The 15,082-nt window shown below is 72.2% G+C and carries 15 protein-coding genes; 5 read left to right on the top strand and 10 right to left on the bottom strand.

The genetic code is table 11. The annotated features are described in order from the left end of the window. Positions 1-10 precede the first annotated feature (10 nt). The 6 genes from LG395_RS11390 to LG395_RS11365 all read right to left on the bottom strand — a co-directional run bounded on the left by LG395_RS11390 (position 11) and on the right by LG395_RS11365 (position 6,548). Complete coding sequence (locus LG395_RS11390) at positions 11-2,599, bottom strand: SpoIIE family protein phosphatase (RefSeq protein WP_171153165.1); 2,589 nt, start codon at positions 2,597-2,599, stop codon at positions 11-13. A 277-nt stretch (positions 2,600-2,876) separates the two neighbouring features. After that, positions 2,877-3,305 carry an ATP-binding protein gene (locus LG395_RS11385; RefSeq protein ID WP_171153167.1) on the bottom strand — a complete coding sequence of 143 codons (429 nt, stop codon included), beginning with the start codon at positions 3,303-3,305 and terminating at the stop codon, positions 2,877-2,879. 112 nt (positions 3,306-3,417) lie between these two features. Next, complete coding sequence (locus LG395_RS11380) at positions 3,418-3,843, bottom strand: (deoxy)nucleoside triphosphate pyrophosphohydrolase (RefSeq protein WP_171153169.1); 426 nt, start codon at positions 3,841-3,843, stop codon at positions 3,418-3,420. 30 nt (positions 3,844-3,873) lie between these two features. Then, positions 3,874-4,065, bottom strand: a complete 192-nt coding sequence (locus LG395_RS11375) for an SPOR domain-containing protein (RefSeq protein WP_171153171.1) — start codon at positions 4,063-4,065, stop codon at positions 3,874-3,876. 388 nt (positions 4,066-4,453) lie between these two features. Continuing rightward, on the bottom strand, positions 4,454-5,206 hold the full coding sequence (locus LG395_RS11370; RefSeq protein WP_171153173.1) for a GntR family transcriptional regulator: 753 nt from the start codon (positions 5,204-5,206) through the stop codon (positions 4,454-4,456). A gap of 148 nt (positions 5,207-5,354) precedes the next feature. Further along, positions 5,355-6,548: a DUF4190 domain-containing protein gene (locus LG395_RS11365; protein ID WP_308071235.1), complete on the bottom strand. Its 1,194-nt coding sequence runs from the start codon at positions 6,546-6,548 to the stop codon at positions 5,355-5,357. Positions 6,549-6,656: 108 nt separating this feature from the next. Here LG395_RS11365 and LG395_RS11360 point away from each other — a divergent pair, with 108 nt between their 5' ends. Beyond that, positions 6,657-7,874, top strand: coding sequence for a serpin family protein (locus LG395_RS11360; RefSeq protein ID WP_225809283.1), 1,218 nt, complete (start codon positions 6,657-6,659; stop codon positions 7,872-7,874). A gap of 475 nt (positions 7,875-8,349) precedes the next feature. On the opposite strand, the gene LG395_RS11355 is transcribed toward LG395_RS11360, so the two are convergent. Next, on the bottom strand, positions 8,350-9,186 hold the full coding sequence (locus LG395_RS11355; RefSeq protein WP_225809282.1) for an isocitrate lyase/PEP mutase family protein: 837 nt from the start codon (positions 9,184-9,186) through the stop codon (positions 8,350-8,352). Here LG395_RS11355 and LG395_RS11350 point away from each other — a divergent pair. Beyond that, a complete protein-coding gene (locus LG395_RS11350; protein WP_225809449.1) occupies positions 9,185-9,679 on the top strand; it encodes a CPCC family cysteine-rich protein in 495 nt (164 codons plus the stop codon). The two genes, LG395_RS11355 and LG395_RS11350, sit on opposite strands and share 2 nt — an antisense overlap. 33 nt (positions 9,680-9,712) lie before the next feature. On the opposite strand, the gene LG395_RS11345 is transcribed toward LG395_RS11350, so the two are convergent. Continuing rightward, complete coding sequence (locus LG395_RS11345; protein ID WP_263982468.1) at positions 9,713-10,399, bottom strand: ribosome-inactivating family protein; 687 nt, start codon at positions 10,397-10,399, stop codon at positions 9,713-9,715. Between the two features lie 1,327 nt (positions 10,400-11,726). Here LG395_RS11345 and LG395_RS11340 point away from each other — a divergent pair. Beyond that, on the top strand, positions 11,727-11,996 hold the full coding sequence (locus LG395_RS11340) for a type II toxin-antitoxin system Phd/YefM family antitoxin (RefSeq protein ID WP_171153183.1): 270 nt from the start codon (positions 11,727-11,729) through the stop codon (positions 11,994-11,996). Further along, complete coding sequence (locus LG395_RS11335) at positions 11,989-12,252, top strand: type II toxin-antitoxin system RelE family toxin (protein WP_171153185.1); 264 nt, start codon at positions 11,989-11,991, stop codon at positions 12,250-12,252. Before LG395_RS11340 ends, LG395_RS11335 begins: the two co-directional genes overlap by 8 nt. Before the next feature lie 133 nt (positions 12,253-12,385). On the opposite strand, the gene ychF is transcribed toward LG395_RS11335, so the two are convergent. After that, complete coding sequence (ychF, locus tag LG395_RS11330) at positions 12,386-13,474, bottom strand: redox-regulated ATPase YchF (protein ID WP_171153187.1); 1,089 nt, start codon at positions 13,472-13,474, stop codon at positions 12,386-12,388. 185 nt (positions 13,475-13,659) lie between these two features. On the opposite strand from ychF, the gene LG395_RS11325 reads away from it, so the two are divergent. Then, positions 13,660-14,301, top strand: a complete 642-nt coding sequence (locus LG395_RS11325) for a DUF6542 domain-containing protein (protein WP_225809281.1) — start codon at positions 13,660-13,662, stop codon at positions 14,299-14,301. 33 nt (positions 14,302-14,334) lie between these two features. Here LG395_RS11325 and ppgK read toward each other — a convergent pair whose 3' ends face one another. After that, on the bottom strand, positions 14,335-15,081 hold the full coding sequence (gene ppgK / locus LG395_RS11320) for a polyphosphate--glucose phosphotransferase (protein WP_171153190.1): 747 nt from the start codon (positions 15,079-15,081) through the stop codon (positions 14,335-14,337). Position 15,082: the final 1 nt, after the last annotated feature.

Here is a 15,082-nt window from a genome sequence, read left to right as displayed (position 1 = left end):
AGGGCCGGGGTCAGAACAGGCTCAGCAGGGCCTCCGCCGGGTCGGTGAGGCCGCCCTCGGCGCCGGGCAGCGGCAACTCGAACCACACCGTCTTGCCGCGAGGGGTCCGCCGGGAGCCCCAGGCCGCGCTGAGCAGCCCGACCAGCTGGAGCCCGCGTCCGCCCTCGTCGGTGTCCCGGGCCCGGCGGCGCCGGGGCTGGACCAGGCCGGAGTCCCAGACCTCGCACACCAGGGTGCGGTCCAGCAGCAGCCGTAGCCTGATGTCCCCCTCGCCGTACCGCAGCGCGTTCGTCACCAGCTCACTGACCAGCAGTTCCGTCGTGTCGACCAGCGGCTCCAGATCCCAGGAGAGCAGCTGTCCGCGGGCGTACTCCCGGGCCCGGCCCACACTGCGCGGCTCGCGCGGCAGCGTCCAGTCGCCGACGGACTCGGCGGGCAGCCCCTGCACCCGGGCCATCAGCAGGGCGATGTCGTCCTCGCCGTGGTGGGTGTCGAGGGTGTTGAGGACGTGGTCGCAGACGTCCTCCAGGGGCCGGGAGGGGTCGGTGAGCGCGCCGACGAAGGCCTGGAGCCCCTCGTCCAGCGGGTGGTCGCGGGACTCGACCAGACCGTCCGTGTAGAGCGCGAGCAGCGCGCCCTCGGGGAGCTCGACCTCGACCTCCTCGAACGGCTCCCCGCCCACGCCCAGCGGCATGCCGGGCGGCACGTCGAGCATCAGCGCCGCCTCACCGGGCTCGACCAGCACCGGCGGCAGGTGCCCGGCGTTGGCGAACGTACAGCGTCTGGTGACGGAGTCGTACACGGCGTAGACGCAGGTCGCGAGGTACACCTCGGAGAGGTCCGCGTCCCGGGGCTGACGGGCCGTCCGGGTCGCCTGCTGGATGCCGCCGGGCGTGCCGAGGCCCCGCGCGATCTCGTCCAACGCCGAGAGCACTTCGGCCGGTTCCAGGTCCAGCAGGGCCAGCGTGCGCACGGCGGTGCGGAGTTCGCCCATCGCCACCGCCGCCCTGAGGCCCCGGCCCATGACGTCCCCGACCACCAGGGCCGTGCGGTGACCGGGCAGTTCGATGACGTCGAACCAGTCGCCGCCCACCTCCGTCGCCGCGTTGCCGGGAAGGTAGCGGCAGGCGATGTCCAGGCCGGACGCCTCGGGGTCGCCGGGCGGGAGCAGGGAGCGTTGCAGTATCAACGCCCGTTCGTGCTCGCGGCGGTACAGGCGCGCGTTGTCGATGCAGACGGCGGCCCGCGCGGCCAGTTCGACCGCGAGGTCCCGGTCGCGGTCGCCGAACGGCTCGCTGCCCTTCGTCCGGGCGAACTGCGCGAGTCCCACGACCGTGTCGTGGGCGACCATCGGCACCGCCAGCGTGGACTGCACGAGACCGCCCTCCTCGGCGGGCACGTGCTGCGGGCGGGCGGTGCGCAGGGCGTCCGCGCAGGGCGAGGTGAACGGGAAGTGGTGGACCGCGCCGACCTCGACGGGTTTGCCGGAACTGCCGAAGGGCGCGCCGGAGACGGCGCTGGCGTAGGCGACGCGGCGCAGTTCGGCGCTGCCGTCGGCGAGGCCGGGCGGGGTCTCGTCGCCGGTCAGCAGGCCCTGGTAGAGGTCGACGGTGGCGAGGTCGCAGAAGCCGGGCACGACGACGTCGAGGAGTTCGCGGGCCGTGGTCTCCAGGTCGAGGGAGTTCCCTATGCGGGCGCCGGCCTCGTTGAGCAGGGCCAGGTTGCGCCGGGCGGCGGCGGCCTCGCGCGCGGCGGCGCGACGGGAGGTGATGTCGGTGCCGAGCCAGGCGATGCCGATGGGCCGGCCGCTGCCACTGTGCACGCGGTAGAGGTTGACCGACCAGTGCCGGCGCTCCTCGGAACCGGGGACGAATCCGGTGACGTGCATGTCGGTGATGGACTCGCCGCTCTCCAGCACCCGCCGCAGTGTGGCCGAGACGCGCTCGGCCTCGCCGCGCGGCAGGTAGTCGTGGACTTCCTTGCCCCGGTGGTCGTCCGGGGTGCCGCCGAAGATGGAGGCGAACCGCATGTTGGCGCGGCGTACCCGCAAGTCCGCGTCGATCAGCAGGAATCCGAAAGGGGATTGACCGAAAATGGCCTGCGAGGCGGCGAGGTCGGTCTCGATGCTGCGCAGCGTGCGGACGTCCACGACGATGCACACGGCCGCCTTGTCGCCCTCGGCGGTGCGCGTCGGCATGACGTACACCTCGGCCAGGCCCTCTTCGCCGCGCGTGCCGTCCGGCCGGTCGGGCATCCGGAACGGCACCACCCCGGTCCACTCCCGGCCGTCGAGGATTTCGGCCATCTTCCGCTGGCCGCGCTCGCGCAGGTCGGGGTCGATGAAGGCCTCTATGGGGTCCATGCCGACGGCGCGCGCGGCGGGGATGCCGAAGAGCTGCTCGGCGCGCAGGCTCCACTGGTCGACCAGCCCGCCGGGGCTGATGGAGAAGGACGCGACCTTGATGTAGTCGTAGATGGAACCGGGCGGACTGCTCTGCCAGATCGCGTCACCGGGTGCCGCCGCGGCCTCCGCGCCCTGCCTCCTCGCGCCGTCCGACGGGTCCTCGGACTCCGTGGCCTTCGCTGGTATCTCGCTCACGCGAACCGTCCCCTCCAGCTCACCGCGTCCGGCACCGGTCACCGGGGGCGGCTGCCCGCAGTATCCAGCACTACGGCGCCGCACAACACGGTGTTCACGATCACAGCACGGTCCAGGTGCTTTTCGGACCGGTCCGTGACAACACTTCCACTCTTCTAACCAGGGAACACACCGCCGAACCACCCACCGCGGGACCACGTGCGCCCCCGGCGCGCACGATGGACGGCACGCCGTCGGCTGTACACCCCCGTGCCCCCGCGCGTGCGGTGCCGAGCCGTCACCCGGGCACCGCCAGTTCGAACCAGACGGTCTTTCCGTTCGCCGCGGGGCGGGTGCCCCAGCTGAGCGAGGAGCCGGCGACCAGCTGAAGGCCGCGTCCGCTCTCGTCCTCGGGATGGGCGACGCGTTCACGCGGCAGGTCGGGGAGCGGGTCGGAGACCTCCACGCGCAGGGTGCGGTCGAGCCCGGCGGGGCGGACGAGCCGTACGCCGATGGGACCGGTGGCGTGCCGCAGCGAGTTGGTGACCAGCTCGCTGACCAGCAGCGCGGCGAGGTCGGCGACGCAGTCCAGCCGCCAGCCGTGCAGCTGGGACCGGACCGCCGCGCGGGCGCTGCGCACGGCGCCCGGTTCCGCCGGAAACGTCCACTCGGCGCAGTCGCCATCGGTGTCGATCACGCCGATCACTTCCCAGGCCAGCGAGCCCACCCATGTCCGGTTTCATGGGGTTAATGGGCCCATACCCGATATCCGGGTGGCAGTACCGCGTGAGAGGGCGCACTGTGGCACCAACGGGCGCGTCCCGCCCGGGGCCGTGCGCCTACGCCCCGTCCCCGATCACGGCCAGCGCCTCCCGGACCGCCGGGACGTCCTGGTCGAGCCAGTCGACCTCCCAGATCCGGTCCGGCGTCAGCCAGCGCAGCTCGTCGTGGTCCTGGAGGGGCCGGGGCGGGGGCGAGCCGGGGCACAGACGGACGGTCCACACCTGGAGGACGTACGGCGTCCGCAGCGGCCACTCGCCGGGCACGCGGTCGACCGGCTCGGCGTCGACGCCCAGCTCCTCGCGCAGTTCGCGCACCAGCGCGTCCTCGGGCCGCTCCCCCGCCTCGACCTTGCCACCGGGCAGCTCCCAGCGCCCGGCCAGGTCGGCGGGCGCGCTGCGGCGCGCGGCCAGCAGCCTGCCGCCGTCGAGCAGGGCGGCCCCCACCACCACGGTCCGTTCCGCCCCGGGAGTCGTACGCGTCATGGAGCGGAGCCTACGGGAGCGCGCGATCGGTCAGTTCTGCGCGCCGTCCCCGTTCTGGCCGATGCGCTCGACCCAGTACAGCTGTTCGTGCCCCCGGTCGTCGAGGCTGTCGGCGATCTTCTGCGCCTCGGCGCGGGTCGCGTACCGGCCGACGCGGTAGCGATTGCCGTTGTCGTCCTGCCGTATCACGATCCAGGGCAGGGACACCGTGCCCTCACTCATGGCCCCCACCGCCCGCGTTCCTTCCCGCACCGCCCCGCCCTCCCCCGGGCCCGTGCCCCCGCCGGGCCCCGTATAAGGAAACCGCAATCCGCATATGCCCGAGCGTACGCCCAACCTTCACGCTGCGAATACGGCTTTTCACAAAGAGGTACGCATCGAGCCAGAACGCCGGGGGCGCACGGGACCGAACGCGCCGTCGGCGGCGCGGCTGACCCGGGTCGTGGGCATGCCGAAGGCACCCCGCACGACCTGCGAGAACGGCCGGATCGCTGCGGCCGGTGCGGCGGCGCCGGGGGCGCCGCCGCACCGCTGACGGCCCGGGCGGCGCGCCGCGGTGTGCGCTACCTCACGCCGAGGGGGCGCGCGGACGACGGGCCGGACGGGGCGTTCACCGGACGGGCAGGTGGTAGGCGACCCGGTAACGGTCGGCCGGGATGACCACGTCGGCGGTCTCCACCGGGCGCCCGGAGGCGAAGTAGGTGCGCTGGACGACGAGGACCACGTGTCCGGGGACGCCGCCGAGCAGGTGCAGTTCCTCGGCGAGGCCGGGGCGGGCGCCGACCTCCTCGGTGACGTTGTCCACGATGACGTCGATGGCCCGCATGCGCTCGACCACGCCCATCCCGCCGAGCGGCCCCTCCTCGGGGAGCATCACCGGGGTGCGGCCGGTGACGGCGAGGGGTTCCCACGAGGTGGACAGCGCCATGGGCTCGCCGCCCTCCCGGAACAGGTACTTGGTGCGCATGACCCGGTCGCCGGCCTGGATCGCGAGCCGGTCGGCGATGGCCGCGCCGGCCTCGGTCTGCTCGCTGCTGGACTCCCAGGTGCCGCGCACCGAGGCGTCGGACTGCTCCTGGCGGAACGGGGTGGCGCCGCCGGCCGGGCGGTATCCGGAGCGGGCGACCCGCCGGGGCACGGGCCGCTCGCGCACGTACGTGCCCGAACCGGAGCGGCCCTCGACCAGCCCCTCGGCCATCAGCACCTTGCGGGCCTCCAGCGCGACCGTGTCCGAGACGCCGTACTCCTCGCGGATGCGGGCCTGCGAGGGGAGGCGGGTGTGGGGTGGCAGTGAACCGTCGACGATCTTCTTGCGGAGATCACCCGCGACACGCAGGTACGCCGGCTGCTCACCGAAAGTCACTGGCCGCTCCCATCAGGTTGTACAGACAGCAACAGCCTGGCAACCCTGGGTTGAGCCGTGCAAGCAAAGGCCAGAGAATCACTCGATGTGATGACAAAAGCCTGGGAGGGCTTCACCCAGGCACTTCCTGCCCCGTACGGGCCCGCTCTCACACCTGAAGGCTCGCATCGGACCCGTCGTCGCCGGCCGGCACCGTCGTGGCGAGCCCGAGCGCCCTGCGCGCGGCGACCCCCCGGGACGGGTCGATGAGGTCGAAGCCGGTGTCGCAGTGCTCGTAGAAGGCGTCCGCGTCCCCGGCCTGCGCGGCCTTGGCCCACTGCGCGCGCGCCTTGTCCAGGCCGGCGGCGAGCGCGGTCACGGGCCCGCGTGTGCGGGCGGGCCAGTCGTGCGCGCGCAGCATCCGGGCCTGTTCGCCCAGCGCGGCCGACACCCGGCCCGCCCAGGCCCTGTGCCCCGGCAGGTCGTCCTCGGCGTACTCCTCGTCAGGAGCGGTGTCCAGCGCGGCGTTGAGGACGTGAGCGGCCCTCAGATAGGCGACCTGGTCGGCGTCGAGGACGGTCTCGTCGTTGCGCAGCGACCCGGTCAGGTCCTCGCCCTCGGCGGTGTTGCCGAACACGCAGGTGACCTCGCGGTCCCCGGCGGCCCAGCCGTCCCCGGTGGGCGTCAGGTAGTACACGTCGACGTCTCTCGGGACCGCCCAGCCGTCCATCGCGTAGCCGTCCTCAAGGCCCCGGCAGCGCTCGTCGGCGGTGTCGGCGACCGCGTCGTCGCCCGGGTAGGGACCGCCGGGGAGCGTGACGGTCGCGAACACCTCGCCGTCGTGCGCGCCGGCGCAGGGGACCTTGTCCACGTCGTAGGTGTCACCGCTGAGCGTGCCCCCCGGCGCGTCGAAGCACTCGCCCTCGGCCGGGGTGAGGGTCCTGCCGCCGCGTGCGCCGTCCTCGAACCCGTGCCACAGCGCCGAGGCTCCGCCCGTCGCCAGCAGCAGCGCCCACAGCGCGAGCCCGGCCCCGGACAGCGCGGCGCCGCCCACGGCCAGCCCCGTGCCCCACTCGCCGCGCCGGCGGATCTGACGCAGCCCGGCCAGCCCGAGCACCAGCCCCACCCCGGGCAGGCAGCACAGCACCCCGAACACCAGGGAGGCGATGGCGAGTCCGTTGACCGGCGCCGGGTGGTTGTAGGGGTGGTAGCCCTGCGACCACGGCCGGTAGGCAGGCAACCCCGGGGAGCCGGGCGGCTGTTGGGGGTACGGCGGCGGGCCGTACGGCTCCGGCGGCTGCGGCCGGGGTGGCTGGAACGGCTCCCGGGGCCGGTGGGGGCCGGAAGGCGGGGGGAGGGACACCGGTACCGTGCTCCTGATCGGGCGGCGGCACAGGGGACCGGCGGCCGGCCGGCGGCTGGACTGACGTACGACTGGCCGCATGGTAAGCGTGACCGGAACGGGGGCGGAATGCGGGTGGGGACGAGCACGGTGGCCGAGGAGGCCGTCCGGCGGGTGAACGGGCTGACCGCCCGGTGGGCGCAGGCCCTGGACGGCGAGGGCACGGTGTTCTCCGCGCCGGGTGTGTGGCCGCTGCTGGCCTTCCTGGCCGACGGTGCGGCGGGCCCGGCCCGGGCGGAACTGGCCGGCGCGCTGGGCGTGCCCGCCGAGCAGGCCGCCGGTGCCGCGCGGGAGTTGCTGGCCCGGCTGGCGGGGGTCGCCGGTCTGGACGCGGCGCTCGGCCTGTGGACGCACCACGGGCTGGCCCTGCGGGAGGAGTGGCGGACCGGACTGCCCGCCGGGACCCACGGGGTCTTCGGCGACGACCTCGTCACCGCCCAGGAGCGGCTGGACGCCTGGGCGGCCGAGCGGACCGGCGGGCTGGTCGAGCGCATGCCGGTGACGCTGACCCGGGAGGCACGGATGGTGCTGGCCACCGCCCTCGCGCTGCGCACCGAGTGGCGGCAGCCGTTCGAGGAGCGGCCGCTGCGGCCCGGCTCCGGCCCCTGGCAGGGCCGCACCCTGCGCGGACTGCACCGGCGCAGCGTGCGGCCGGACCGGGTGGGGGTGACGGGCACGCCGGACGGCTTCGTCACCGCGCTGACGGTGCCCGGGGACAACGGCGTCGACGTGCATCTGGTGCTGGGCGAGGAGCGGATGACACCGGGTCAGGTGCTGGCGGCCGGAGTGGGCATCGTGGAGCGCGGGCTGCCGCTGACCGGGGGCGGCGCGCTCCCGCACGGGCATGTGGGACCCGGTCTGCACGTGGAGCAGCAGCCGGCGACCGCGCCGCAGCCGACGACGCTGGACGTCACGACGGTGGCGTACGAGGTACGGTCCGACCACGATCTGCTCGCCCTGCCCGGCCTGTTCGGCCTCGGCACGGCGACGGACACCGCGACCGGTCACTTCCCGGGAGTGAGCCCTCACCCGCTGACCGTCGGCGAGGCCCGCCAGTCGGCCGTGGCCCAGTTCGGCGCGCTCGGCTTCCGGGCGGCGGCGGTGACGGCGGTCATGCCGGTGCCGGCCGGCGGGGTCCCGCAGTACCGCTACGAGACGACCGTCGTCCGCGTCACCTTCGACCGCCCCTTCGCCTTCCTGGCCACCGACCGCGAGTCCCGCCTGGTACTGGCGGCGGGCTGGGTGACGGAACCGGCGCCGTACCCGGTGCCGGCCCCCATCGGCTGACACGGCTCGGCCCTCCTGCCGGGAGCGCAGAGCGAGCGGGGCCCGGGACGGACCGGCACGGGACGTGAACGGGACCGGGTCCCGGCTGTCCGCCAGCACCACACGCCCGCGGAAGGCGGGCCTGTCCGGGATGGCCGCGACGGCGCTCGGACCGGGCACGGCGGTGGCGCTCGGGCCGGGCACGGCGGTGGCTCCGCGGAAGGCGGTGGCGGCACCGGCCCGCCGGGCCCCAGGTGGCCGCACGGGCGGTCCGCCGGATGACCGGCCGTCCGGTGCGCCTGGTTGCGCGGCCGGTCGCGCGGCCGAGCGGCGGGGGTCCGCTGGGCCCGGAGCCGGCTCGACCGGCGCGCCCGGATCCTCCGCGGCCCACTCGGCATCGAGCCTCCGCGGCACCGGCGGCACGCGCGTCGGCCGCGAGGGGGCTGAACGGGCTCGCGGGGGCCGCTGCGGCCGGCACCTGCCCCTCCCGCCGGGCTCAGGCGCCGAAGAGGCCGTTCATCTGGGAGAAGTCCAGCGCGTCGGAGAGTTCCTCGTTGGTGCCGGAACCGAGGAGTTCCAGGGTGGCGCGGCGGGCCGCCGTGTACGCGGCCTGGGCGACCGCGGTACCGACGCTGACGCGGCGCACGCCGGCCTTGGCCAGCTCGGCCACGCCGGGTCCGCCGGGGCCGGCCATGGCGTTCACCGGCAGCGGGGAGCGGGCGGTCAGCTCGCCGAGGACGGCCAGGTCCAGCAGGCCGGGCACGAAGATGCCGTCCGCACCGGCCCGCTCGTAGGCGGCGGCGCGGGCCAGCACGTCCTCCAGCCGGCCGGCCTCCTCGCCGATGCCGAACAGGTACACGTCCGTACGGGCGTTGATCACCAGCTCGGGCAGTCCCGCCCCCGTCGCGGCGGCGCGCGCCGCCGCGATCCGCTCGGCCTGCTCCTCGGAGGTGAACAGCGGGCCGCCGGGAGCCTGGGAGTCCTCCAGATTGACCCCCACCGCTCCCGCGGCGACCACGGCCGTGACCGTCTTCGCCACCTCGTCCGGGGCCGCGCCGTAGCCGCCCTCGACGTCCACGGTCACCGGGACGTCGACCGCGGCGGCGATCCGCGCGGCGGCCGCGAGCATCTCGTCCCGGTGGGCCTGCTCGCCGTCGCCCTTGCCGAGGGACCAGGCGACACCGCCGCTGGTGGTGGCGATCGCCCGGGCGCCGGCGGCGGCCATCACGGCGGCGCTGCCCGCGTCCCAGGCGTTGGGCAGCACGAGGACGGACTCGGAGCCGAGCGCGCGCAGCCGCCGCGCCTTGGCCCTGGTGCTCTGGTCGACTGTCATGGTTCGCGCTGCCTTTCGTGGTCGGCACAGCCCTGTGCCGGCGGTTCGGACGACGATCGCGAACGGATCTTCGCACAGGAGTTCGGAACGAGGGCGGTATTCGGACGACTGGCGCGCGGCCGGCGGGCGCTGCGGCGGGATCTGCGAGTTCGCGAGGTCGGCGGTGGCACGGTCGGCCCGTCGACGATCTCGTGGCCCGGGCCTCGTCGGGTCGCTACGGTTGAGCCATGCCCGCGCTGCCCGACTGGATGCGCCCGCCGCGCGAGGAATCCGGGAGGACGACGGGGTCCGGTTCCGCCGGCCGACCCTGGCCGGAGGGGCGAACAGGGTCTCCCTGGTCGTGGCCCAGCGGACCCACCAGGACTTCGGCGCCTGCGACCAGCACGGCCGCCGGTACGTCCGCCCGCCGGCCGAGGCCAGCATCCCATCGCCTGTCCTCCCGCCACTCACCGCGCGCCTACGAGCCACCGCTGCGGACGACGCCCCCGGCTGACCCGCGCCGGGGAGAGAGTCTCCCCTTGCGGTTTCAGGCTCCGCTGCCCTGGAACGGGTAGTAGAGCAGAGCCAGGTATCCGAGAGCTCTGGCAACGGTGGTTACGTACGGAACATGCGGACCGACATCGTGACCGCCTGCATTCTCGTTGTCATACGCGTACCTGGAAAGACCTCGCCAGTCGTTCTCGAGTTCCTGCTGCAGCAAAGGCATGGTGTACTGCATGCTGTGGTTCGCCATCGACTGAATGACGATACCTTGCACGTCGCGGAATCGGGCCGCTTCGGACGTTATCTGAATCATGCGCATGAGCGACCGGGCGGTGGTCACGAAGTTGCTGCCGCCGTTCTGCTCCGTGCCGCGCTGGAGGTAGGCCAACTGGAATACCGAGTCGTACAGTTGGGAGTAGCTCATCTGCGTGTTGTTGCGGGTTACTCCCGGGCCACCCTGATCTGCCGGCCTGGCCATCGCAGTGTAAGTGCCGGCGTAGGGGAGCCTCACGTAGGTGGCCGGAGGGAGCAGCGTGCGTTCCGGGCTGCTGTTCCGCAGGTAATTCATCTCGTTGGCGAGATTGAAATCACTGTCGTTGAAGTAGTAGGTCACGTCCCCGTTGGCTGGAGAACTCGCGTCGACGCTCGTTGTCGAGAACCCGCGCAGGTACATGTTGTTCGGGGTGAACCAGAGCCGCAGTTCGGTTTGATGGCCCGCGGCGTTCGTCAGGTTCAGGTCTGCCCGGATCAGGGCGTGCGGGATTGCGTTCCCGGGTGCGTAATGTTGCTCTCATTTCGGAACCAGTGCCCGGCAGCATTCCGGATGCTCTGGAGGAACGTACCCCAGTCCCTCGATATCTGGCCCTGGTTTGCGCAGGGCGCACTCATACTCACATAGACGTGAGCTATGTGAACGTTTCCAGTGTCGGCCTGCGCCGTGCCGACTCCCGTGAAGAATGTCGCCACCGCTGCGACAAGCGCCACGAGCAGAGCCATGAGCCTGGCCGGCAGGCTCCGGCCAGACCCGCGGAAATGCGGTCTTTTGACGGTCATGTCACCAATCCTTGGTCGGAGAAGAGATGATCAGGTCCTCTTCTGTCCCGCAGCGCAAGGGGCTCTACAGGCGTCCTCGCGCGGGCAAGTCGACCGATCTCCCCGCGCCACAGCACGGATCCACTGCAAATCTTGAGTCGACCGGTCACTTAATTACACGAGAACGGACGCGCCGAGGTTCACCGCCGCAGTGATGGACTGTCCGCCTGCCGCCGCACCCGGGCCGAGCGCGGTCACTCCCCTGTCATCCCGGTCCGCGGACGGCCCCAGGGGCGCTGCTCGATCAGAGCCCTGACAGGTATGGCAGGCGATGTGCCACTACGGGGACGACGACGTCCGCAGGAACCGCGGACCTGCGGGTGCCGACACAATGAGTTCTCGTAGGTGGTGGCGTAGGCGCGGGGCGCGGGTTGTCGGACAGTGCGGACTGTGGGGAAGCTGCGCGGCCCACTTCGTCACTTCGGTCAGGTGCTCGGGCCGAAGCCCGAGGTGTGGGTCGGGCTGTAAGAGGCGGGGCGCCGTTCCGCGGGCGGTGCGCACCGCCGCCCAGGCCTGTTCGAAGGCGGAGCCGACTCCCACGGCACTGATGCCCTCGCTGCCACGAGCAGCGAGGGCATCAGGGTGTGCCGTGTGGCACGACTACCCGGGTGCGGGCAGAAGTCGAGACTCGACTCAGGAGGGCTTGAGGACAAGAGGAGCCGCCCATTGCACCGGGTGGTCAGGCGAATCTCAACACGCTGCGGACTCCACGCGGACCGCAAAGGCCGCCCAACCTGCTCCGCCGCAGGTCAGACGGCTCTTCGCTAGATCAACTAGACGTTGAAGCGGAACGTTTAACAAAGAGCTCCGATCTGCGAAAACGCGGTTTTGGGCGCCCTTGTTCAGCACCGATCCAGCACAGTGTGGGTTCATCCAGCACATCCAGCACGCGCAGCCACAACAAAGGGGGGCCGCTCCGCCCCGGACCGTTGTGTACACATAGGACACTCGGTACGCTTGAGCGCATGACGAAGCCGCTGCCCATCGAGTCCATCCGCGACGTGCGCGCCCACCTGGCGGAGGTCGTGGAGCGCGCGGACCGCGACGACGTACCCACGGTGATCACGCGCCGCGGCAAGGAAGTCGCCGCAGTCGTCTCCATCGAGGTGCTGCGCAAGTACCAGGAGTGGGAAGAGCGCGAAATCAATCGGATCATCGACGAGCGCATGGCAAACCCCGCACCCGGCATCCCGATCGAGGACATCATGAGGGAGACGCTGGCGCGCAGTGAGTGAGTACCGAACCGTCTTCCGCCCCGAGGCGCAGGCCGAACTTCGGAAGATCCCTCGCGACATGGCGCTGCGCATCCTGGCCAAACTGACCGAACTGGAAAGCGACCCGCTCGGCTTCAACACCACCGCACTCGTTTCCCAGCCGGATCGCCGCCGGCTGCGGGTCGGCGACTACCGCGTCGTCTACACGATCGACAACGGGGAACTGGTGGTCTGGGTCGTTCACGTGGGCCACCGGTCCACCGTTTACGACACCTGATTGCTGCTGACCACACGTCAGAATATCCAGCACCCATCCAGCACGGTGACGACGAAGGGGTCGGACTCGACAGAGCCCGGCCCCTTCTGATGTGCGCGTTTGACTCAACGCCTAACGTGCAGTATGCACGCGGCTACACGTTGAAGCGGAACTCCACCACGTCCCCGTCCTGCATCACGTAGTCCTTGCCCTCCATGCGCGCCTTGCCCTTGGCTCGGGCCTCGGCGACCGAGCCGGTCTCGACCAGGTCGTCGAAGGAGATGACCTCGGCCTTGATGAAGCCCTTCTGGAAGTCGGTGTGGATGACACCAGCCGCCTCGGGGGCCGTCGCGCCCTTCTTGATGGTCCAGGCGCGCGACTCCTTGGGGCCCGCGGTCAGGTACGTCTGCAGGCCGAGGGTGTCGAAGCCGACGCGGGCGAGGGTGGCGAGGCCGGGCTCGTCCTGGCCGACGGACTGGAGGAGCTCCAGGGCCTCCTCCTCGTCCAGCTCGGCGAGGTCGGCCTCCAGCTTGGCGTTGAGGAAGATCGCCTCGGCGGGGGCGACCAGCTCGCGCTGCTCGTTCTTGAACTCCTCGTCCACCAGCTCGTCCTCGTCCACGTTGAAGACGTAGAGGAAGGGCTTGGTGGTGAGCAGGTGCAGGTCGTGCAGGAGCTCGGCGCGCTCGCTGCCCTGGACGATGCCGTGCGCGAAGAGCGTGTCGCCCTTCTCCAGGATCTCCTTGGCCTCCTCGACGGCCTTGACCTTGGGCGCGATGTCCTTCTTGATCCGGGACTCCTTCTGGAGCCGGGGCAGGACCTTCTCGATGGTCTGGAGGTCGGCGAGGATCAGCTCGGTGTTGATCGTCTCGATGTCGTCCTTCGGCGAGACCTTGCCGTCGACGTGGACGACGTTCTCGTCCTTGAAGGCGCGGATGACCTGGCAGATCGCGTCGGACTCGCGGATGTTCGCGAGGAACTTGTTGCCCAGGCCCTCGCCCTCCGAGGCGCCGCGCACGATGCCGGCGATATCGACGAAGTCGACCGTGGCCGGAAGGATGCGCTCGGACTTGAAGATCGAGGCGAGCTTGGCGAGGCGGCCGTCGGGCACGCCGACGACGCCGACGTTCGGCTCGATCGTGGCGAACGGGTAGTTGGCCGCCAGCACGTCGTTCTTGGTCAGGGCGTTGAACAGGGTCGACTTGCCGACATTGGGCAGGCCGACGATTCCGATCGTGAGCGACACGTTGCGACTTCCCGTAGTTGAGTGGGCCAGGGGCTGCCAGGGGCCAGAGACCGACACTGGCCGATCCACCAGTTTACGGCGTCCGGCCCGCCCGCCTCACGACGGCGGTGATCGTCCGGCCAAGCTCTGGCCATCGGCGTGTCTCACGGCCGATTCGGCACATAAACAGACCTAGGTTGGTCCCTGTGGAGCAATACGGATCGCGACCCCCGAACGACGGACCGCGACGCGGCACGCCCCCGTCGGCCCCGCTGCCGGCGCAGGGACGGCGGCCGGCGGGCGGCGAGCGCGGGCCCGGCGCCGCACCCGCGCCCGGCGGTGTCCGGCGCGGGCCCGGCGGTCCGGGCCGGCCCGCCCGGGGCGGTGTGCGCCGGCCCATGCCGGGCGGCGGGCCGGCCGCGCGCCCGGTGCGGGAAGCAGGGCCCGCCGCGGCGGGCGGCCGGCTGCCCAACCCGCGGCTGACCGGGCTCGGCAGCGGGCTGTTCTGCCTCGCGGCCATGTTCCTGCTCGGCTGGCTGGACCAGTTGCTGCTCGGCGCCTCCCCGACGGTCTACGGCGTGCTGTTCCTGCCGGTGTGCGTGCTGACCGCGCTGTGGGTGCGCGGCGGGGACGTGCTGACGGCGCCCGTCGTCGTACCGATCGCGTTCGCCGTCGGGCTGGTGCCGGTCGCCGAGGGCGGCGGGGGGCTGCTCGGCAGCCTGATGGGGCTGGTCACCGGGCTCGCCACCCAGGCGGGCTGGCTGTACGCGGGGACGCTCGCCGCCGGGGTGATCGTGCTCGTCCGCCGGGTGCGGTGGGTACGGCGACGCCGGCGCCACCCAGGCTGACGCCGGGGCGCCGGGGCGCCGGCCCGCCGTGCCCTAGCCGCGCTGGGCCGCTCTCATCGCCGCGCCGACGATCCCCGCGTTGTTCTGCAGCTGGGCGGGGACGATCTCGGCCTTGACGCCCTCGATGAGGTGCAGGAACTTGTTCGCCTTGCGGCTGACCCCGCCGCCGATGATGAACAGCTCCGGGGAGAACAGCATCTCCACGTGGGCCAGGTACTTCTGGACGCGGTGCGCCCACTGCTCCCAGCTGAGGTCGTGGTCCTCCTTGACCTTGCTGGAGGCGCGCTTCTCGGCGTCGTGGCCGTCCAGCTCCAGGTGGCCCAGCTCGGTGTTGGGGAGCAGGGCGCCGTCCACGAAGACGGCGCTGCCGATGCCCGTGCCGAAGGTGAGCAGGACGACCGTGCCCTTGCGGTCCCGGCCGGCGCCGAACTGCATCTCGGCGACGCCCGCCGCGTCCGCGTCGTTGACCACGGTCACCGGCAGCCCGCCGAGCCGGCCGCTGAACAACGCGCGCGCGTCCGTGTCGATCCAGCTCTTGTCGACGTTCGCCGCCGTACGGACCGTGGCCCCGCCGGTGACCACGCCGGGGAAGGTCAGGCCGACCGGGCCCGTCCACCCGAAGTGGTCCACCACCTGTTTGACCCCGTCCGCAACGCCCTCGGGCGTCGCCGGGTGCGGGGTGAGCACCTTGCAGCGCTCCTGGGCCAGGTCGCCCCGGTCCAGATCCACTGGGGCGCCCTTGATGCCGGATCCGCCGATGTCCACGCCGAAGATCTGCATG

This window comes from Streptomyces spinosus (assembly GCF_020400655.1).
In the GTDB taxonomy this organism is placed as follows: domain Bacteria; phylum Actinomycetota; class Actinomycetes; order Streptomycetales; family Streptomycetaceae; genus Streptomyces; species Streptomyces argyrophylli.
The sequence above is the reverse complement of the archived record's forward strand: the minus strand, read 5'-3'. Positions and strand labels throughout refer to the sequence as shown.